Origin of the sequence: Viridibacillus arenosi, assembly GCF_001955655.1 — a bacterium.
Classification (GTDB): domain Bacteria; phylum Bacillota; class Bacilli; order Bacillales_A; family Planococcaceae; genus Viridibacillus; species Viridibacillus arenosi.
The window spans coordinates 189,338-204,155 of sequence record NZ_MSPW01000006.1; the positions used below are offsets into that span (position 1 = coordinate 189,338).

Genomic DNA, 14,818 nt, shown 5'->3' on the forward strand with positions numbered 1-14,818 from the left:
GGTTCTAGATGGGGAAACCAACTGGATTTATGGAATATAGTCGAGAAAAGGCAAAAGAACAACCACCACTAGAGCGCATTAAGAATTGGAAAGAATATGCTTCAAGATTAACCGATGAAGCTCTTCAAATCCAAGGTGCTAGATGTATGGATTGTGGGACACCTTTTTGTCATATGGGAATTGAGATTCGCGGTACAGCTGCAGGTTGTCCGATTAATAATGTTATCCCCGAGTGGAATGACTTAGTGTATAAAGGTAAATGGAAGGAAGCGTTAGAACGTTTATTGCTTACAAATAACTTTCCGGAATTCACAGGACGCGTTTGCCCCGCGCCTTGTGAAGGTTCTTGTACATTAGCAATTACAGACCCAGCAGTTGCAATTAAAAGTATTGAACGAACTATTATAGATAAAGGGTTCGAAAATGGGTGGATTCAACCACGTATGCCTAAACTACGTACAGGTAAAAAAATTGCTGTCATTGGTTCAGGACCAGCAGGACTTGCTGCAGCGGATCAATTAAACCAATCGGGGCACTCGGTTACTATTTACGAGCGAGCTGACCGAGCTGGTGGCTTACTTATGTACGGAATTCCGAATATGAAGCTCGAAAAAGATGTTGTAGAACGCAGAATTCAATTGTTAATGGAAGAAGGCATAGAGTTTGTATTAAATACCGAAGTAGGTAAGGATATTACGGCTGAACAGTTAAAAGCCGAGTATGATGCAATCATCCTGTGTACAGGGGCAACTAAACAACGTGCGCTTTATATGAAAGGAAGCGACTCAGAAGGGGTTCATTTAGCAATGGACTATTTAACTTCAACATCTAAGAGTTTGCTAGATTCTAACTTTGAAGATGATAAGTATATTAATACAAAAGGTAAGGATGTCATTGTTATTGGTGGTGGTGATACAGGGGCTGACTGTGTAGCTACGGCAATTCGTCAAAATTGTAAAAGCATTGTACAATTCGGTAAACATCCTCAGTTACCAGTCAATCGAGCTGACGATAATTTATGGCCAACTGATCCTCATATTTATAAATTAGATTATGCCTATGCTGAAGCGGACGAAAAGTATGGTAAAGACCCTCGAGAATATTGCATCCAAACAAAGAAAATTGTGGCGGATAAAAAAGGTCATGTGAAAGAATTACACACAATCCAAATGAATAAAGTTATTAATGATGAAGGGTACGCTTATTTTGAAGAAGTACCTGGTACTGAAAGGGTATGGCCTGCACAACATGTATTCGTTGCAATCGGCTTTGAAGGTGTGGAGCACGCTTTACCAGAACAATTTGGAGTTAAAATAACGAATAACAAAATTGCGTCAGTCGGGAAAAAATATGCTACTAATGTAAATGGTGTTTTTACAGCAGGTGATGCCCGTAAAGGTCAAAGTTTAATCGTATGGGCGATTAAAGAAGGTCGTGGTGTAGCAGAAACTGTCGATGCATATTTGACAGAATACGCTTCCTTATAAGTAAAGAATGTCTAAAAAGCCTGTACAGCAGGCTTTTTTTTATGGAGAAAAAATGGTGTGTTGGTATAAAATAGTAAGAAAAGGATAATATTTGTATAATGGAGATGTTTGAAAATACATTAATTTTCAGAAAAATAAGGTTATCACTACACTGGGAGTGAAATCGATTCTCAATTAGAGTATCTGTATTGAAAATGAATTAATTTTTTACAAATAGCAAAGAATTGCTAGAATAGTTGATATAAAGCTAGTGGATATCTACTGTTTAAAGGGGAAGTGAGAATAATTTTCAAAAGATTTGCAAGCCACTTCTTTTTCAGTTAAGATTAGAATGATATTAAATTAGAAATGGGAAACCATTCATTGAACTTTAAATGGAGGTAATGAAATGTCAACATTAGTAATCACAGATCTTCATGTCGAAATTGACGGAAAAGAGATTTTAAAGGGTGTAAATTTAACACTTAATACAAACGAAATCCATGCTATCATGGGTCCAAATGGTACGGGTAAATCTACTTTAGCTTCTGCTATTATGGGTCACCCAAAATATGAAGTAACTTCAGGTTCAATCATGCTAGATGGTGAAGACGTACTTGATATGGAAGTAGACGAACGCGCAAAAGCGGGTCTTTTCCTTGGTATGCAATACCCATCAGAAATTTCTGGTGTAACAAACGCTGACTTCTTACGTTCTGCTATTAACGCACGTCGTGAAGAAGGTGACGAGATTTCATTGATGAAATTCATCCGTGAATTAGATAAAAAAATGGAATTCCTAGAAATGGATTTAGATATGGCTCAACGCTACTTAAACGAAGGTTTCTCTGGCGGTGAGAAAAAGCGTAACGAAATTCTACAATTAATGATGATCAAACCTAAATTCGCTATTTTAGACGAAATTGACTCTGGTCTTGATATTGATGCATTAAAAGTTGTTTCTAAAGGTATCAACGAAATGCGCGGCGAAGGCTTTGGCTGCTTAATGATCACTCACTACCAACGTCTACTTAACTACATCACTCCAGATAAAGTACATGTTATGATGCAAGGTAAAGTTGTAAAATCGGGTGGAGCTGAATTAGCTCATAAACTTGAAGCTGAAGGTTATGACTGGATTAAACAAGAATTAGGTATTGAAGACGAAGAAACTGCTGAACAAGAAGCATAAGAAGGAGGACGAGCAGAATGACGGTTGAAACAAAATTGGCGGTAACCGCTCAAGACGTACGCTCCTTCTCTGAAGCGAACAATGAACCAAGCTGGTTAACAGAGCTTCGTGAAAGTGCACTAGCGAACGTAGAAACGCTACCATTGCCAAAACCAGATAAAACTAATATTACAAAATGGAATTTCACAGAATTCCCAGCACATGTTGTAGAAAGTACAACATATGCATCACTAGCTGAACTTCCAGAAGAAGTGAAGTCAATTGTAGATGTTGAAAACCAACATAACATCTATATCCAACACAATAATACACCTGCATATTTGGAGCTTTCAGAAGAGCTAAAAGCACAAGGTGTTATTTTGACTGATATTATCACTGCAAGTCGCGAACATAGTGACCTAGTGAAAAAATATTATATGACAGAAGGCGTAAAAGCTGATGCTCATAAATTAGCTGCATTACATGCTGCATTAGTAAACGGCGGAGTCTTCGTTTATGTTCCAAAAAACGTCATCATTGAAGAACCTCTTCAAGTTGTGTTCTTACATGACAATCCAGAAGCTTCATTATTCAATCATGTATTAATTGTTGCTGAAGCAAACAGTTCAGTTACATATGTAGAAAACTATCTTTCTACTGTTGACGAAGCAACTGGACAAGCAAATATTATTGCAGAAGTGATCGTAAATGATAATGCAAAAGTAATTTTTGGAGCGGTAGATGTACTTGCGAAAGGTTTAACAACTTATGTTAACCGCCGCGGTATTTTACACCGTGATGCAACTATCGAATGGGCTGCAGGTTTAATGAATGACTGTGATACAATCTCTGAAAATATTTCGCATTTAATTGGTGACGGTTCAAATGCTGATAGTAAATCAGTAGTTGTTGGTCGCGGAAATCAAAGTCAAAACTTCACAACTGAAGTTCGCCATTGGGGTAAAGCATCTACTGGATACATCCTTACACACGGTGTTATGAAAGATGCTTCTCGTGCTATTTTCAATGGCATTGGCAAAATCGAACACGGTGCTACTAAAGCAGATGCTGTTCAAGAATCACGTGTGTTAATGTTTAGCGAAGATGCTCGTGGTGACGCTAACCCAATCCTATTAATTGAAGAAGACGATGTAACTGCTGGACACGCAGCTTCTGTTGGACGCGTTGACCCAATTCAACTGTATTACTTAATGAGTCGCGGTATTGCGAAAAAAGAAGCTGAACGTTTAGTTATTCACGGATTCCTTGCGCCAGTTGTAAACAAATTGCCTATCGAGGGTGTTAAAAAGCAACTGACGGAGGTTATCGAAAGGAAAGTTCGCTAATGATCAAAGATGACATTCGAAGCTATTTCCCGATATTAAATCAAGAAATAAATGGGCATCCGCTTGTTTATCTTGATAGTGCTGCAACTTCTCAAAAGCCAATTCAAGTAATTGAAGCAATCAAAAATTATTATGAATTTGAAAATTCAAATGTTCACCGTGGTGTTCACACACTTGGGAACAGAGCAACAGATTCTTATGAAGGTGCTCGTGAAAAAATTCGTAAATTTATCAATGCAAACTCGACTGAAGAAATCATCTTCACAAGAGGGACTACAACTGCTTTAAATATAGTTGCACAGAGTTATGGTCGTACACATGTAGGTGAAGGCGATGAAATCGTCATCACTTATATGGAACACCATTCTAATTTAATTCCTTGGCAACAACTTGCGAAGGAAAAAGGCGCGACATTAAAATATATCGATTTAGAGTCAGACGGTACTTTATCATTAGATAAAGTACGTGCAACAATTACTGCTAAAACTAAAATTGTCTCAATGGCATATGCTTCAAATGTCTTGGGTACGATCAACCCAATTAAAGAAATTACCGCTATAGCTCATGAGCATGGTGCTGTAATGGTCGTTGATGGGGCACAAGGTGTACCTCATTTTAAAACAGATGTGCAAGATTTAGATTGTGATTTCTTAGCATTCTCTGGGCACAAAATGTGCGGACCAACTGGTATTGGTGTATTATATGGTAAAAAAGCGCTTCTCGAAAACATGGAGCCGGTTGAATTTGGTGGCGAAATGATCGATTTTGTAGGTCTTTATGAATCTACATGGAAGGAGCTACCTTGGAAATTTGAAGGTGGCACTCCAATCATTGCTGGAGCTATTGGATTAGGTGCAGCTATTGATTTCCTTCAAGAAATCGGCATGGACACGATTGAAAAACACGAACATGATTTATCGCGTTATGCAATAGACCAAATGCAAACAATTAAAGGTTTATCAATTTATGGACCACAAGATCCTGCAAAGCGTTCAGGTCTTGTAACATTTAATTTAGATGATGTTCATCCACATGATGTAGCAACTGTTCTAGATATGAACGGAATTGCTGTACGCGCTGGGCATCATTGTGCACAGCCGCTTATGAAATGGTTACAATGTACTGCAACTGCACGTGCTAGCTTCTATATTTATAACAATGAGGAAGATATTGACCGTCTTGTTGCAGGGTTGCGCACTGCGAAGGAGTATTTTGCTGATGTCTTTGAATAATTTAGATCAACTTTACCGCTCAGTTATTATGGATCACTATAAAAAGCCAAGAAACAAAGGGGCTCTTGAAGGTAGTAATGTCACTATCGATATGAATAACCCTACATGTGGCGACCGTATCCGTTTAACTTTACAAGTAAATAATGGCATCGTTGAAGATGCTAAATTTGATGGAGAAGGTTGTTCCATCTCAATGTCCTCTGCATCCATGATGACTCAAACGGTCAAAGGGAAAACAGTTGAGGAAGCTCAAAACCTAGCACATATTTTCTCTGATATGATGCTTGGAAAAGAATATGACGATTCGATCGATTTAGGTGATGTAGAAGCACTTTCAGGTGTTTCGAAATTCCCTGCTCGTATTAAATGTGCAACTTTAGCTTGGAAAGCAATGGAAAAAGGTGTGCAAAACGAATCTGAAAATAAATAAATTATTGAACTCTGAACGGAGGAGAAACGATGGCTAAAAAAATGCCTGAAATTGGCGATTACAAGTATGGGTTCCATGACAAGGACGTATCTATTTTCCGTTCAAAACGTGGATTAACTGCTGATATCGTTAAAGAAATTTCTAAAATGAAAAACGAGCCTCAATGGATGTTAGATTTCCGTCTAAAATCACTTGAGATTTTCTATGAAAAACCAATGCCTCAATGGGGTGGTGATCTTTCTGAGTTAAACTTCGATGAGATTACGTATTATGTAAAACCTTCAGAAGCAACTCAAAAATCTTGGGATGAAGTACCAGCTGAAATCAAAGAAACATTTGATAAGCTTGGTATTCCTGAAGCAGAACAAAAATACCTTGCGGGTGTTTCTGCACAATATGAATCTGAAGTTGTTTACCATAACATGAAGGAAGAACTTGAAGACATGGGCGTTGTGTTTAAAGACACAGACTCAGCACTTCGTGAAAACGAAGAACTTTTCAGAGAGTACTTCGGTAAAACAATTCCACCACAAGACAACAAATTCTCTGCATTAAACTCAGCAGTATGGTCTGGTGGTTCGTTCATCTATGTACCAAAAGGTGTTAAACTTGAAACACCTCTACAAGCGTACTTCCGTATTAACTCTGAAAACATGGGTCAATTCGAACGTACATTGATCATTGTTGATGAAGGTGCAAGTGTACACTACGTTGAAGGATGTACAGCTCCAGTTTATACAACAAGCTCTCTACACAGTGCTGTTGTAGAAATCATCATCAAAAAAGACGCATATTGCCGTTATACAACGATTCAAAACTGGGCTAACAACGTTTATAACCTAGTAACGAAACGTGCTGTATGTGATGCTAATGCTACAATGGAATGGATTGATGGTAACATCGGTTCTAAATTAACTATGAAATACCCAGCATGTATCCTTAAAGGTGAAGGTGCTCGTGGTATGACATTATCAATTGCCATTGCAGGTCGTGGACAAAACCAAGATACTGGTGCGAAAATGATTCACTTAGCACCAAACACATCTTCTACAATCGTATCAAAATCCATTTCTAAACATGGTGGTAACGTAACATATCGCGGTATTGTTCGCTTTGGTAAAAAAGCAATCAACGCTCGTGCAAATATTGAATGCGATACTTTAATCATGGATAATGAATCGACTTCTGATACAATTCCATACAACGAAGTAATGAATGATCAAATCTCTTTAGAGCATGAAGCAAAAGTTTCAAAAGTATCTGAAGAGCAATTGTTCTACTTAATGAGCCGAGGTGTTTCTGAGCAAGAAGCTACTGAAATGATCGTAATGGGCTTCATCGAGCCGTTCACTAAGGAACTTCCAATGGAATATGCTGTAGAAATGAACCGTCTAATCAAATTCGAAATGGAAGGCTCTATCGGTTAATTAGAGCTAACTATAAAGCTTCGGCAACTCAATTTGGATTTCCAAATTAGTGCCGAAGCTTTTTTTATACATTTAGAGAAGGTTTTTGTAATAGAAGGATGGGGTGAATCTGTTCTAACACAGTTGAATGTTATGCTATCATTAACTATATGTCTGTTAATGGGGGATATGAGATGATACACATTGGTTTAACTGGATGGGGAGATCATCCAGATCTTTATAGTCCATTGTCTACAGCACGTAATAAATTATTTGATTACAGTGGACACTTTCCTGTTGTTGAAGTGGATACATCATTCTATTCTATTCCATCTGAAGCTAATGTGCGGAAGTGGATTGCAGAAGTACCTGATCATTTTCAGTTTGTTGTAAAGGCTTATCAAGGTATGACAGGTCATTTGAGGCAGGATAATCCTTATGAGACTAGGGAAGATATGTTTGAGGCATTTAAAGGTGCGATTACACCTTTTCAACAAGCAGGTAAGCTTGCAATGATATTAGTACAGTTCCCACCGTGGTTTGACTGTCAATCAAAAAATGTTACTTATATTCGCTATGTGAAGCAACAATTAAAGAATTTTCCTATCGCAATTGAATTCCGAAATCGCACTTGGTATAGTGAAAAATTCTTGGATGGTACATTGAATTTTTTACGTCAAGAGGGTTTAATACATACAGTTTGTGATGAGCCACAGGCAGGAGAAGGGTCAGTTCCGCTAGTACCAAAGGCGACAAATGAACGTGTCCTTGTTCGTATTCACGGTCGTAATGTGCATGGCTGGCGTAATCCCGGAAATAATGAAGAATGGCGTAAAATTCGTTTTTTGTATAACTATAATGAAGAAGAATTAAAGGGACTACAAAAACATATTGTATCGTTACAACAGCAGGTAAAAGATGTGTTTGTATTATTTAATAATAACTCAGGAAATGATGCAGCAAAAAATGCAAAACAACTGCAAAAAATGCTGGGAGTACAATATGAAGGATTATCTCCAAAACAATTAGATTTTTTTGAAGGAGAATCGTAATGGAATTTATATTAATTGCTGTAATTGGGCTATGTTCAGGTCTAGTTGGCGCTTTAGTAGGCCTAGGTGGAGGCGTGATATTAGTACCAGCTACACTATTTGTAGGGCTCACACTCGGTTTAATCCCAGATATAACACCACAAAAAGTAGTAGGCTTATCTGTAGTTATGATGATTTTCACTGGACTAGCATCTACTCTGTCATATATGAAATCTAAAACAGTTGATTATAAAAGTGGCGTAATTTTCTTTGCAGGGAGTATACCTGGGACGATTCTTGGTGCTTGGGTGAACAAAGGATTAGATTTGCCTTCATTTAATTTATACTTTGGTATTTTACTAATTATATTAGCGACAATCTTAATCGTGAAGGATAAATTAAAACCAGTAAAATGGTTTGTTGAGAATGGACTGAAGCGAACTTTTGTCGACCAGGAAGGTAAAAGTTTTGTTTATGGCTATCCGATTTGGTTTGCATTATTATTAACTTTTGCAATTGGCTTTGCATCAGGGTTATTTGGGATTGGTGGAGGATCGATGATTGTTCCTGCAATGATATTATTATTCTTGTTCCCTCCCCATGTGGCTGTGGCAACATCCATGTTCATGGTGTTTTTATCGTCTATCGTCAACTCAGCTAGCCATATTTATTTAGGAAATGTTCCATGGATGTATACGATTCCGGTAATTCCAGGGGCTTATATAGGGGCGAAAATAGGAGCAGCACTTAATAAGCGTATTAAATCAGATACATTAGTGCTCTTTTTACGAATAATTTTATTACTTCTCGGAATCCGTTCAATCATAGATGGACTAATCTGAATGTAAAGAGGGGATATTATGCTAGAAACAATCCATTTTTATCATACAAATGATGTCCATAGCCATTTTGAACATTGGCCTCGTACTCACGAATTTCTTGTGACACGAAAGAAGTGGCATAAAGAAGTAGGTGATAGTTGCTTTGTTCTTGATATAGGAGACTTTATGGATCGTTCGAATGTTTATACTGAGGCGACGTTGGGTAAAGGAAATGTGAAATTATTAAATGATGCAAATTATGATGCTGTAACGATTGGTAATAATGAAGGTATTACTTTATCGAATAGCGAATTGAATACATTATATAAAGATGCGAAATTCGATGTCTTAGTAGCTAATTTGCACAATATTAATGGTGACGTACCAAGTTGGGCAAAATCATATCAGATTTATAACACAGCTGCCGGTGTAAAAGTAGGAATTATTGCAGCTACAGCACCTTTTTATTTATTTTATGAGCAACTTGAATGGCAAGTATTAGAACCACTCGCAGTATTGAAAAAACAAGTAGATGAGCTACGAGATCAAGTGGATGTGCTTGTTTGTATGTCGCATCTAGGTTTGTCTGAGGATACATTGTTAGCAGAACAGTGCCCTGAAATCGATGTTATTTTCGGAGCACATACGCATCATATTTTGCACGAAGGTAAAATAGTGAATGATGTGCTGTTAACTGGTGGAGGGAAATTTGGCTTATTTGTAGGGCATACTGAAATACTATTTGATATGGATTTAAAAAAAGTTGTGAAGAAAAAAACGATGCTTCACAGAACGATAGATCTTGCAACTGTAGACAAGGAGAAAGAGATAGTATTAAGTCTTGAACAACGAGGGCGTGAACTACTTGATGTACCTGTATTTTACACAGACCGTTACTATAATAAGGAATGGTACCATCATTCAAATCTGTCACGACTATTTGCAAAAGCGTTATTAAAATTTTCAAATGCTGATTGTGCTCTGTTCAATGCAGGAATCTTTTTAAGTGGACTTCCAAAAGGTAGAGTGACAGCTAATGACATTCACGGTATGCTTCCACACCCAATCAACGCTTGTGTAGTTGAGCTTACTGGTGAGTGTTTAAAAGAAATTTACATGGAAGCACAAAATGTAGATTGGCCAAGGAGAGAAGTGAAGGGCTTAGGGTTTAGAGGCGTAGTGATGGGTAAGATGCTAAACTATCAATTTGAAGTGGATGATATGGGGAGGTTAGTAATAGGAGGTAGTATTGCAGATTTGAAAAAAAGTTACAAACTTGTGACTTTAGATATGTATACTTTTGGGTATTTCTTTCCCGATTTCAAAAATACACCAAAAACATACTTGTTACCTCAATTTTTACGTGATATTCTAATTCTGTATGGACTTGAATTTTTCAAAGGGGAAAATTCAGAAAGACCTGATTAAAGTTTTATATGAGTCAATATATAGAGAATAGATTATGTTTATGAATGGGGAAATAGTATGAGGCTGATTTCAACTAAAGTGTTGCAACCTGGAATGGTGATCGGCAGAACAATTTGGAATGAGGCTGGAAGACCTTTGCTACATGAAGGGGTCGTAGCATCAAATCAAATAGCCAACCGACTTTTACAATTAAATGTTCAATATGTATATATTAACGATAAAATTTCTCATGATATTAATATAGTTGAAGCTGTGCCAATACATGTAAGAAGAAAAGCTGTAGATAAAATTACAGAATCCTTCAAAATGTTAAAAAATCAAAAAAATGCTGATTTAACTTATTGTTTAGATCAACAGTCCAAACATTTTGGATGTATTATAGAGCAGTTACTTGAAAGTATTGTAAATAGTGAAGAAATGATTACAGTTTTGAGTGATGCATTTATATATGATGAATATATTTATCAACACTCACTACAAGTGGCCATTTATTCTATTGCGATTGCTAGAGAGATGAAATATACATCGGATGAAATACGCCAAATTGGGATTGGTGCCATGTTACATGACGTAGGTAAGATGCTAATCCCACTTGAGATTTTAAATAAACCTGGGCGCTTAACAAATGAAGAATACGATACAATGAAACTTCATGCAAAGTATGGCTTTGATTTATTAAGAAACTTACATACTATTTCTTTATTATCAGCACATTGTGCATTCCAACATCACGAAAGACTTGATGGTAGTGGGTATCCACGTGGATTGATTGATTTTGAAATTCATCCATATGCTAAAATTATTGCTGTCGCCGATGTATTTGATGCTGTGACATCTAATCGCGTATATCGAAAGAAAATGTTGCCATCGCATGGAATGGAAATAATAAAGCAAGGTATAGGTACGTTATACGATGAGAAAGTTGTAAAAGCATTTCAAAAATGCATTGCCATATATCCAAATGGAACTGTCGTTTTACTTTCTGATGGTCGACGAGGCATCGTCTCAAAACAAAATCATAAATCAACAGATAAACCTTGGATTCGCATTTTTGAGGAGGATGGTGAAATATTGCAAGCAACATATGAATGTTGCTTGGAAAATGAACCAGCTACTTACATCCATCAGGTTGAGGTGGAATACCTCGTACATAGTGAATAAATAATGCCCCTTAGTCATAGCCTATGATTAGGGGGAATTTTTTTGCGTTTACCAAAACAAAGACGTAGATTGTTAGTGCAAAAACGACAAAAACGCTCTCGATTATTACCACTTTTTATCGTAAGCTTTTTTGGTATGATTGCTCTCTTATTTTACTTAGTGAATATAAGACTGATGCCAACATATTTGGATTATGCGGAAGTCCAAACGAATCGAATAGCATCTGAAGTTATTAGTAAGGCTATTAATTCTAGAACTGCGAATGTCCTTGATGTTAATGATATAATAGAAGAAGTTCCAGGCGAAGATACTAAAATGACAAAGTTTAATTCAGAAATTATTAATCGTGTTATGGCGGAAACATATACGCTCGTACAAGATCATCTTGAAGAAGCAGAGTCAGGAAATTTAAGTAAACTGCCGAAATACGACGATATTGAATATGATGCCAATGCAATGCAAGAAGATGGTGGTGTTGTCTTTTATGTCCCAATTGGGCAGGTAACAAAATTACCCTTGTTAGGGAATTTAGGACCGAAAATACCTATTCGTTTTCATGTTATAGGCAAGATCAATACAAATGTCGAAACGGATATTGAGGAGTTTGGTATTAATAATGCACTCGTGAAAGTGCAAATTCATTTATCAGTAAATGTTCAAGTCATCGTTCCATTTGCTAGTAAATCAACCACTGTGGAGCAAAGAATTCCAGTTGCTATTGGTATGCTTAAGGGGACAGTACCTAATATTTATACGACAGGTGGAGGTACGCAACCATCAGTCGAGGTACCTATTAAAATGAACTAAGAGATATTTAATTTCCCTTTTCATTTCATTTAAATTAATATTTACTTAGTGCAGGGTATAGCAAAATATTTTGACAATATTAGTAATCGAAGGTTGTTTGAAACTATTTATTATGTTACATTGACAAAAGTACTACAATATATAAATAAGCCTTGTGATGGGAGACGAATCTTCAATGACATCATGTAAACCAACTAAAGTAGAACATATAAGAAAACCGGATTGGCTAAAAATTAAACTAAATACTAACGACGACTATAAGGGCCTAAAGAAACTGATGCGAGAAAAGAACTTACATACAGTTTGTGAGGAAGCCAGATGCCCAAATATTCATGAATGCTGGGGTGAAAGACGTACAGCGACATTTATGATATTAGGAGCTGTATGTACACGCGCATGTCGCTTCTGTGCAGTAAAAACAGGCCTTCCAAATGAATTAGATACAGCAGAACCAGAACGCGTAGCAGATTCAGTTGAAATTATGAACTTAAAGCATGTCGTTGTAACTGCAGTAGCACGTGATGACTTAAAAGACGGAGGAGCAGAAGTTTTTGCAGAAACTGTTCGTGCAATTCGTCGTAAAAATCCATTTACATCAATTGAGGTATTACCTTCAGATATGGGTGGAATTGAAGAAAATTTACGTATATTAATGGATACGAAACCTGATATTTTAAATCATAATATCGAGACAGTAAAACGTTTAACACCTAGAGTTCGCGCTCGAGCAAAATACGATCGCTCATTAGAGTTTTTACGTCGTGCAAAAGAAATGCAACCTGATATTCCTACAAAGTCATCATTAATGTTAGGACTTGGAGAAACAGAAGAAGAAATTATTGAAGTAATGGATGATTTACGCGCAAATAATGTAGATATAATGACAATAGGTCAATATTTACAACCGTCAAAAAAACATTTACCGGTGAAAAAATATTACTCACCTTTAGAATTCGGTAAACTGCGCAAGATTGCGATGAGTAAAGGATTCTCTCATTGTGAAGCTGGTCCACTTGTGCGTAGTAGTTATCATGCCGATGAACAAGTAAATGCCGCAGCTAAACAAAAACAACTGCTTGGCGAGGAAAAAAGCGCTATCGCGAATAACTAACGGATGGTGGTAACATGGTCATTGCAGAACGAATGGCGTATGATGTATTAACAGATTATCGTGAAGGTTTCCAAGAAGAGGCTTTTCTTGGACGATTTAGCGATATTTTAACAAAGTATGACTATATTGTTGGTGATTGGGGCTATGGCCAATTACGTTTAAAAGGCTTTTTTGATGACAAAAATCAAAAGGCTTCTTTCGATACGAGAATAAGTACATTACAAGATTATTTATATGAATATTGTAACTTTGGATGTGCTTATTTCGTACTAAAAAAAACCGGTAAAGCGCCGATTCCTGTAAAAGAGGAAGTACTTGAAGAAGTAGATTCTGAGGCTGTAGATGAGCCTGAAATCATTATCACTGAAACATTTCAAGAAGAACAAAAAAACATCAATTCCGAGCTGTAAAAGCCGGAATTGATGTTTTTTTTTAGTATTTTTTTGATTTAAAGTGGTTAAATTAGAGTTGGGTAAGGAGGTATCCAGCTTCAGGAGCTAGATTCTCGGGTCGTTTCGGTCTCTCGGCACAAGACGAAAAGCGTCTTGTGTTCGAGCCCTCCAACGCCTGTCTAGTCTGAACGAGCGCCTTGGGCTAACAGGATGTTAGTCATGCATCGATTGCGACAGGACGTCGCGGACTTAGGTTGCCTTCCTAAAGTTAGATATCCAGCTTCAGGCGCTAACGGCTCGAGGTCGTTTCCGTTCTCTCGGTCAAAAGCGGGAGTGATGCTTTTGATTCGAGAACTCCAACGCTTGTCGCCGTTGGACGAGCGCCTTCAGCATTTAGGTTTATCCAGCTTCAGGCGCTAGCTGCTCGGGTCGTTTCAGTCGGGCGCTCAAAGTCAAAGAGCGACTTTGGCTTCCGCCTTCCAACGACCTCGCAGCAAAACGAGCGCCTTGGGCTAACAGGATGTTAGTCATGCAACCGTTGCGACAGGACGTCGCGGACTTAGGTTGCCTTCCTAAAGTTAGATAACCAGCTTCAGCGGCCAGCCCCTCGAGGTCACTTCCACTTTCTCGGTCGAAAATTGAAAAGATATTTTCGATTCGAAAGTTCCAGTGCTTGTCGGGGCTGAACGGGCCGCTTCAGCATTAAGGTTTACCCAATTAATTCATGTAGGTAGTCTCGTAGTTCTTGTGCTTCGTCTTCGGGACGGTTGTATACTTGTTCTAAGTATCCTGGCTCTTCTAGGTCGTCTGAGCCGAGAATAGCAAAGCGGCCGAGTTGCATATCTAAAACGAGCACTTTTCCAAAAAAGCGTCCGCTTTGTAAAATTGCTAAATCATAGCGTTGCGATTCGCCTGTGAAGCTAACAAAACGAGTCTTTGTATCTTCAACATCGTCGTATAAGAAAAATCTTTCCATTGCGTGTGCAACTCCTTCCGATTCTAAAGATATGGTACTA

At 37.6% G+C, this 14,818-nt stretch carries 14 protein-coding genes; 13 read left to right on the plus strand and 1 reads right to left on the minus strand.

Going from position 1 to position 14,818, the window contains the following annotated elements:
- Positions 1-8 precede the first annotated feature (8 nt).
- The 13 genes from BK137_RS13055 to BK137_RS13115 all read left to right on the plus strand — a co-directional run bounded on the left by BK137_RS13055 (position 9) and on the right by BK137_RS13115 (position 13,820).
- Entirely contained in the window at positions 9-1,487 is a 1,479-nt protein-coding gene (locus tag BK137_RS13055) for a glutamate synthase subunit beta (RefSeq protein ID WP_038188620.1), read from the plus strand.
- A 388-nt stretch (positions 1,488-1,875) separates the two neighbouring features.
- Complete coding sequence (gene sufC, locus BK137_RS13060; protein ID WP_038188617.1) at positions 1,876-2,658, plus strand: Fe-S cluster assembly ATPase SufC; 783 nt, start codon at positions 1,876-1,878, stop codon at positions 2,656-2,658.
- A gap of 17 nt (positions 2,659-2,675) precedes the next feature.
- Entirely contained in the window at positions 2,676-3,983 is a 1,308-nt protein-coding gene (gene sufD / locus BK137_RS13065) for a Fe-S cluster assembly protein SufD (protein ID WP_038188615.1), read from the plus strand.
- Positions 3,983-5,215: a cysteine desulfurase gene (locus BK137_RS13070; RefSeq protein ID WP_038188612.1), complete on the plus strand. Its 1,233-nt coding sequence runs from the start codon at positions 3,983-3,985 to the stop codon at positions 5,213-5,215. The genes sufD and BK137_RS13070 overlap by 1 nt, the downstream gene beginning before the upstream one ends.
- Positions 5,202-5,645, plus strand: coding sequence for a Fe-S cluster assembly sulfur transfer protein SufU (gene sufU, locus BK137_RS13075; protein WP_038188609.1), 444 nt, complete (start codon positions 5,202-5,204; stop codon positions 5,643-5,645). Before BK137_RS13070 ends, sufU begins: the two co-directional genes overlap by 14 nt.
- Positions 5,646-5,674: 29 nt before the next feature.
- Positions 5,675-7,072, plus strand: a complete 1,398-nt coding sequence (gene sufB / locus BK137_RS13080; RefSeq protein ID WP_038188606.1) for a Fe-S cluster assembly protein SufB — start codon at positions 5,675-5,677, stop codon at positions 7,070-7,072.
- 173 nt (positions 7,073-7,245) lie between these two features.
- Positions 7,246-8,103, plus strand: coding sequence for a DUF72 domain-containing protein (locus BK137_RS13085; RefSeq protein ID WP_038188602.1), 858 nt, complete (start codon positions 7,246-7,248; stop codon positions 8,101-8,103).
- Positions 8,103-8,924: a sulfite exporter TauE/SafE family protein gene (locus BK137_RS13090; protein ID WP_038188600.1), complete on the plus strand. Its 822-nt coding sequence runs from the start codon at positions 8,103-8,105 to the stop codon at positions 8,922-8,924. The genes BK137_RS13085 and BK137_RS13090 overlap by 1 nt, the downstream gene beginning before the upstream one ends.
- Positions 8,925-8,942: 18 nt before the next feature.
- The gene (locus tag BK137_RS13095; RefSeq protein WP_038188597.1) at positions 8,943-10,331 is read left to right on the plus strand and encodes a bifunctional metallophosphatase/5'-nucleotidase; all 1,389 of its coding nucleotides are present in this window, start codon (positions 8,943-8,945) and stop codon (positions 10,329-10,331) included.
- Between the two features lie 57 nt (positions 10,332-10,388).
- Positions 10,389-11,492 (plus strand): HD-GYP domain-containing protein, encoded by a 1,104-nt coding sequence (locus tag BK137_RS13100; protein ID WP_038188594.1) that lies wholly within the window; start codon positions 10,389-10,391, stop codon positions 11,490-11,492.
- Between the two features lie 42 nt (positions 11,493-11,534).
- Entirely contained in the window at positions 11,535-12,299 is a 765-nt protein-coding gene (gene yunB / locus BK137_RS13105; RefSeq protein WP_038188591.1) for a sporulation protein YunB, read from the plus strand.
- A gap of 175 nt (positions 12,300-12,474) precedes the next feature.
- Complete coding sequence (lipA, locus tag BK137_RS13110) at positions 12,475-13,410, plus strand: lipoyl synthase (protein ID WP_038188589.1); 936 nt, start codon at positions 12,475-12,477, stop codon at positions 13,408-13,410.
- Between the two features lie 14 nt (positions 13,411-13,424).
- Positions 13,425-13,820 carry a YutD family protein gene (locus tag BK137_RS13115; protein ID WP_051448802.1) on the plus strand — a complete coding sequence of 132 codons (396 nt, stop codon included), beginning with the start codon at positions 13,425-13,427 and terminating at the stop codon, positions 13,818-13,820.
- Positions 13,821-14,511: 691 nt separating this feature from the next.
- On the opposite strand, the gene BK137_RS13120 is transcribed toward BK137_RS13115, so the two are convergent.
- Entirely contained in the window at positions 14,512-14,778 is a 267-nt protein-coding gene (locus tag BK137_RS13120) for a DUF3055 domain-containing protein (protein ID WP_038188587.1), read from the minus strand.
- Positions 14,779-14,818: the final 40 nt, after the last annotated feature.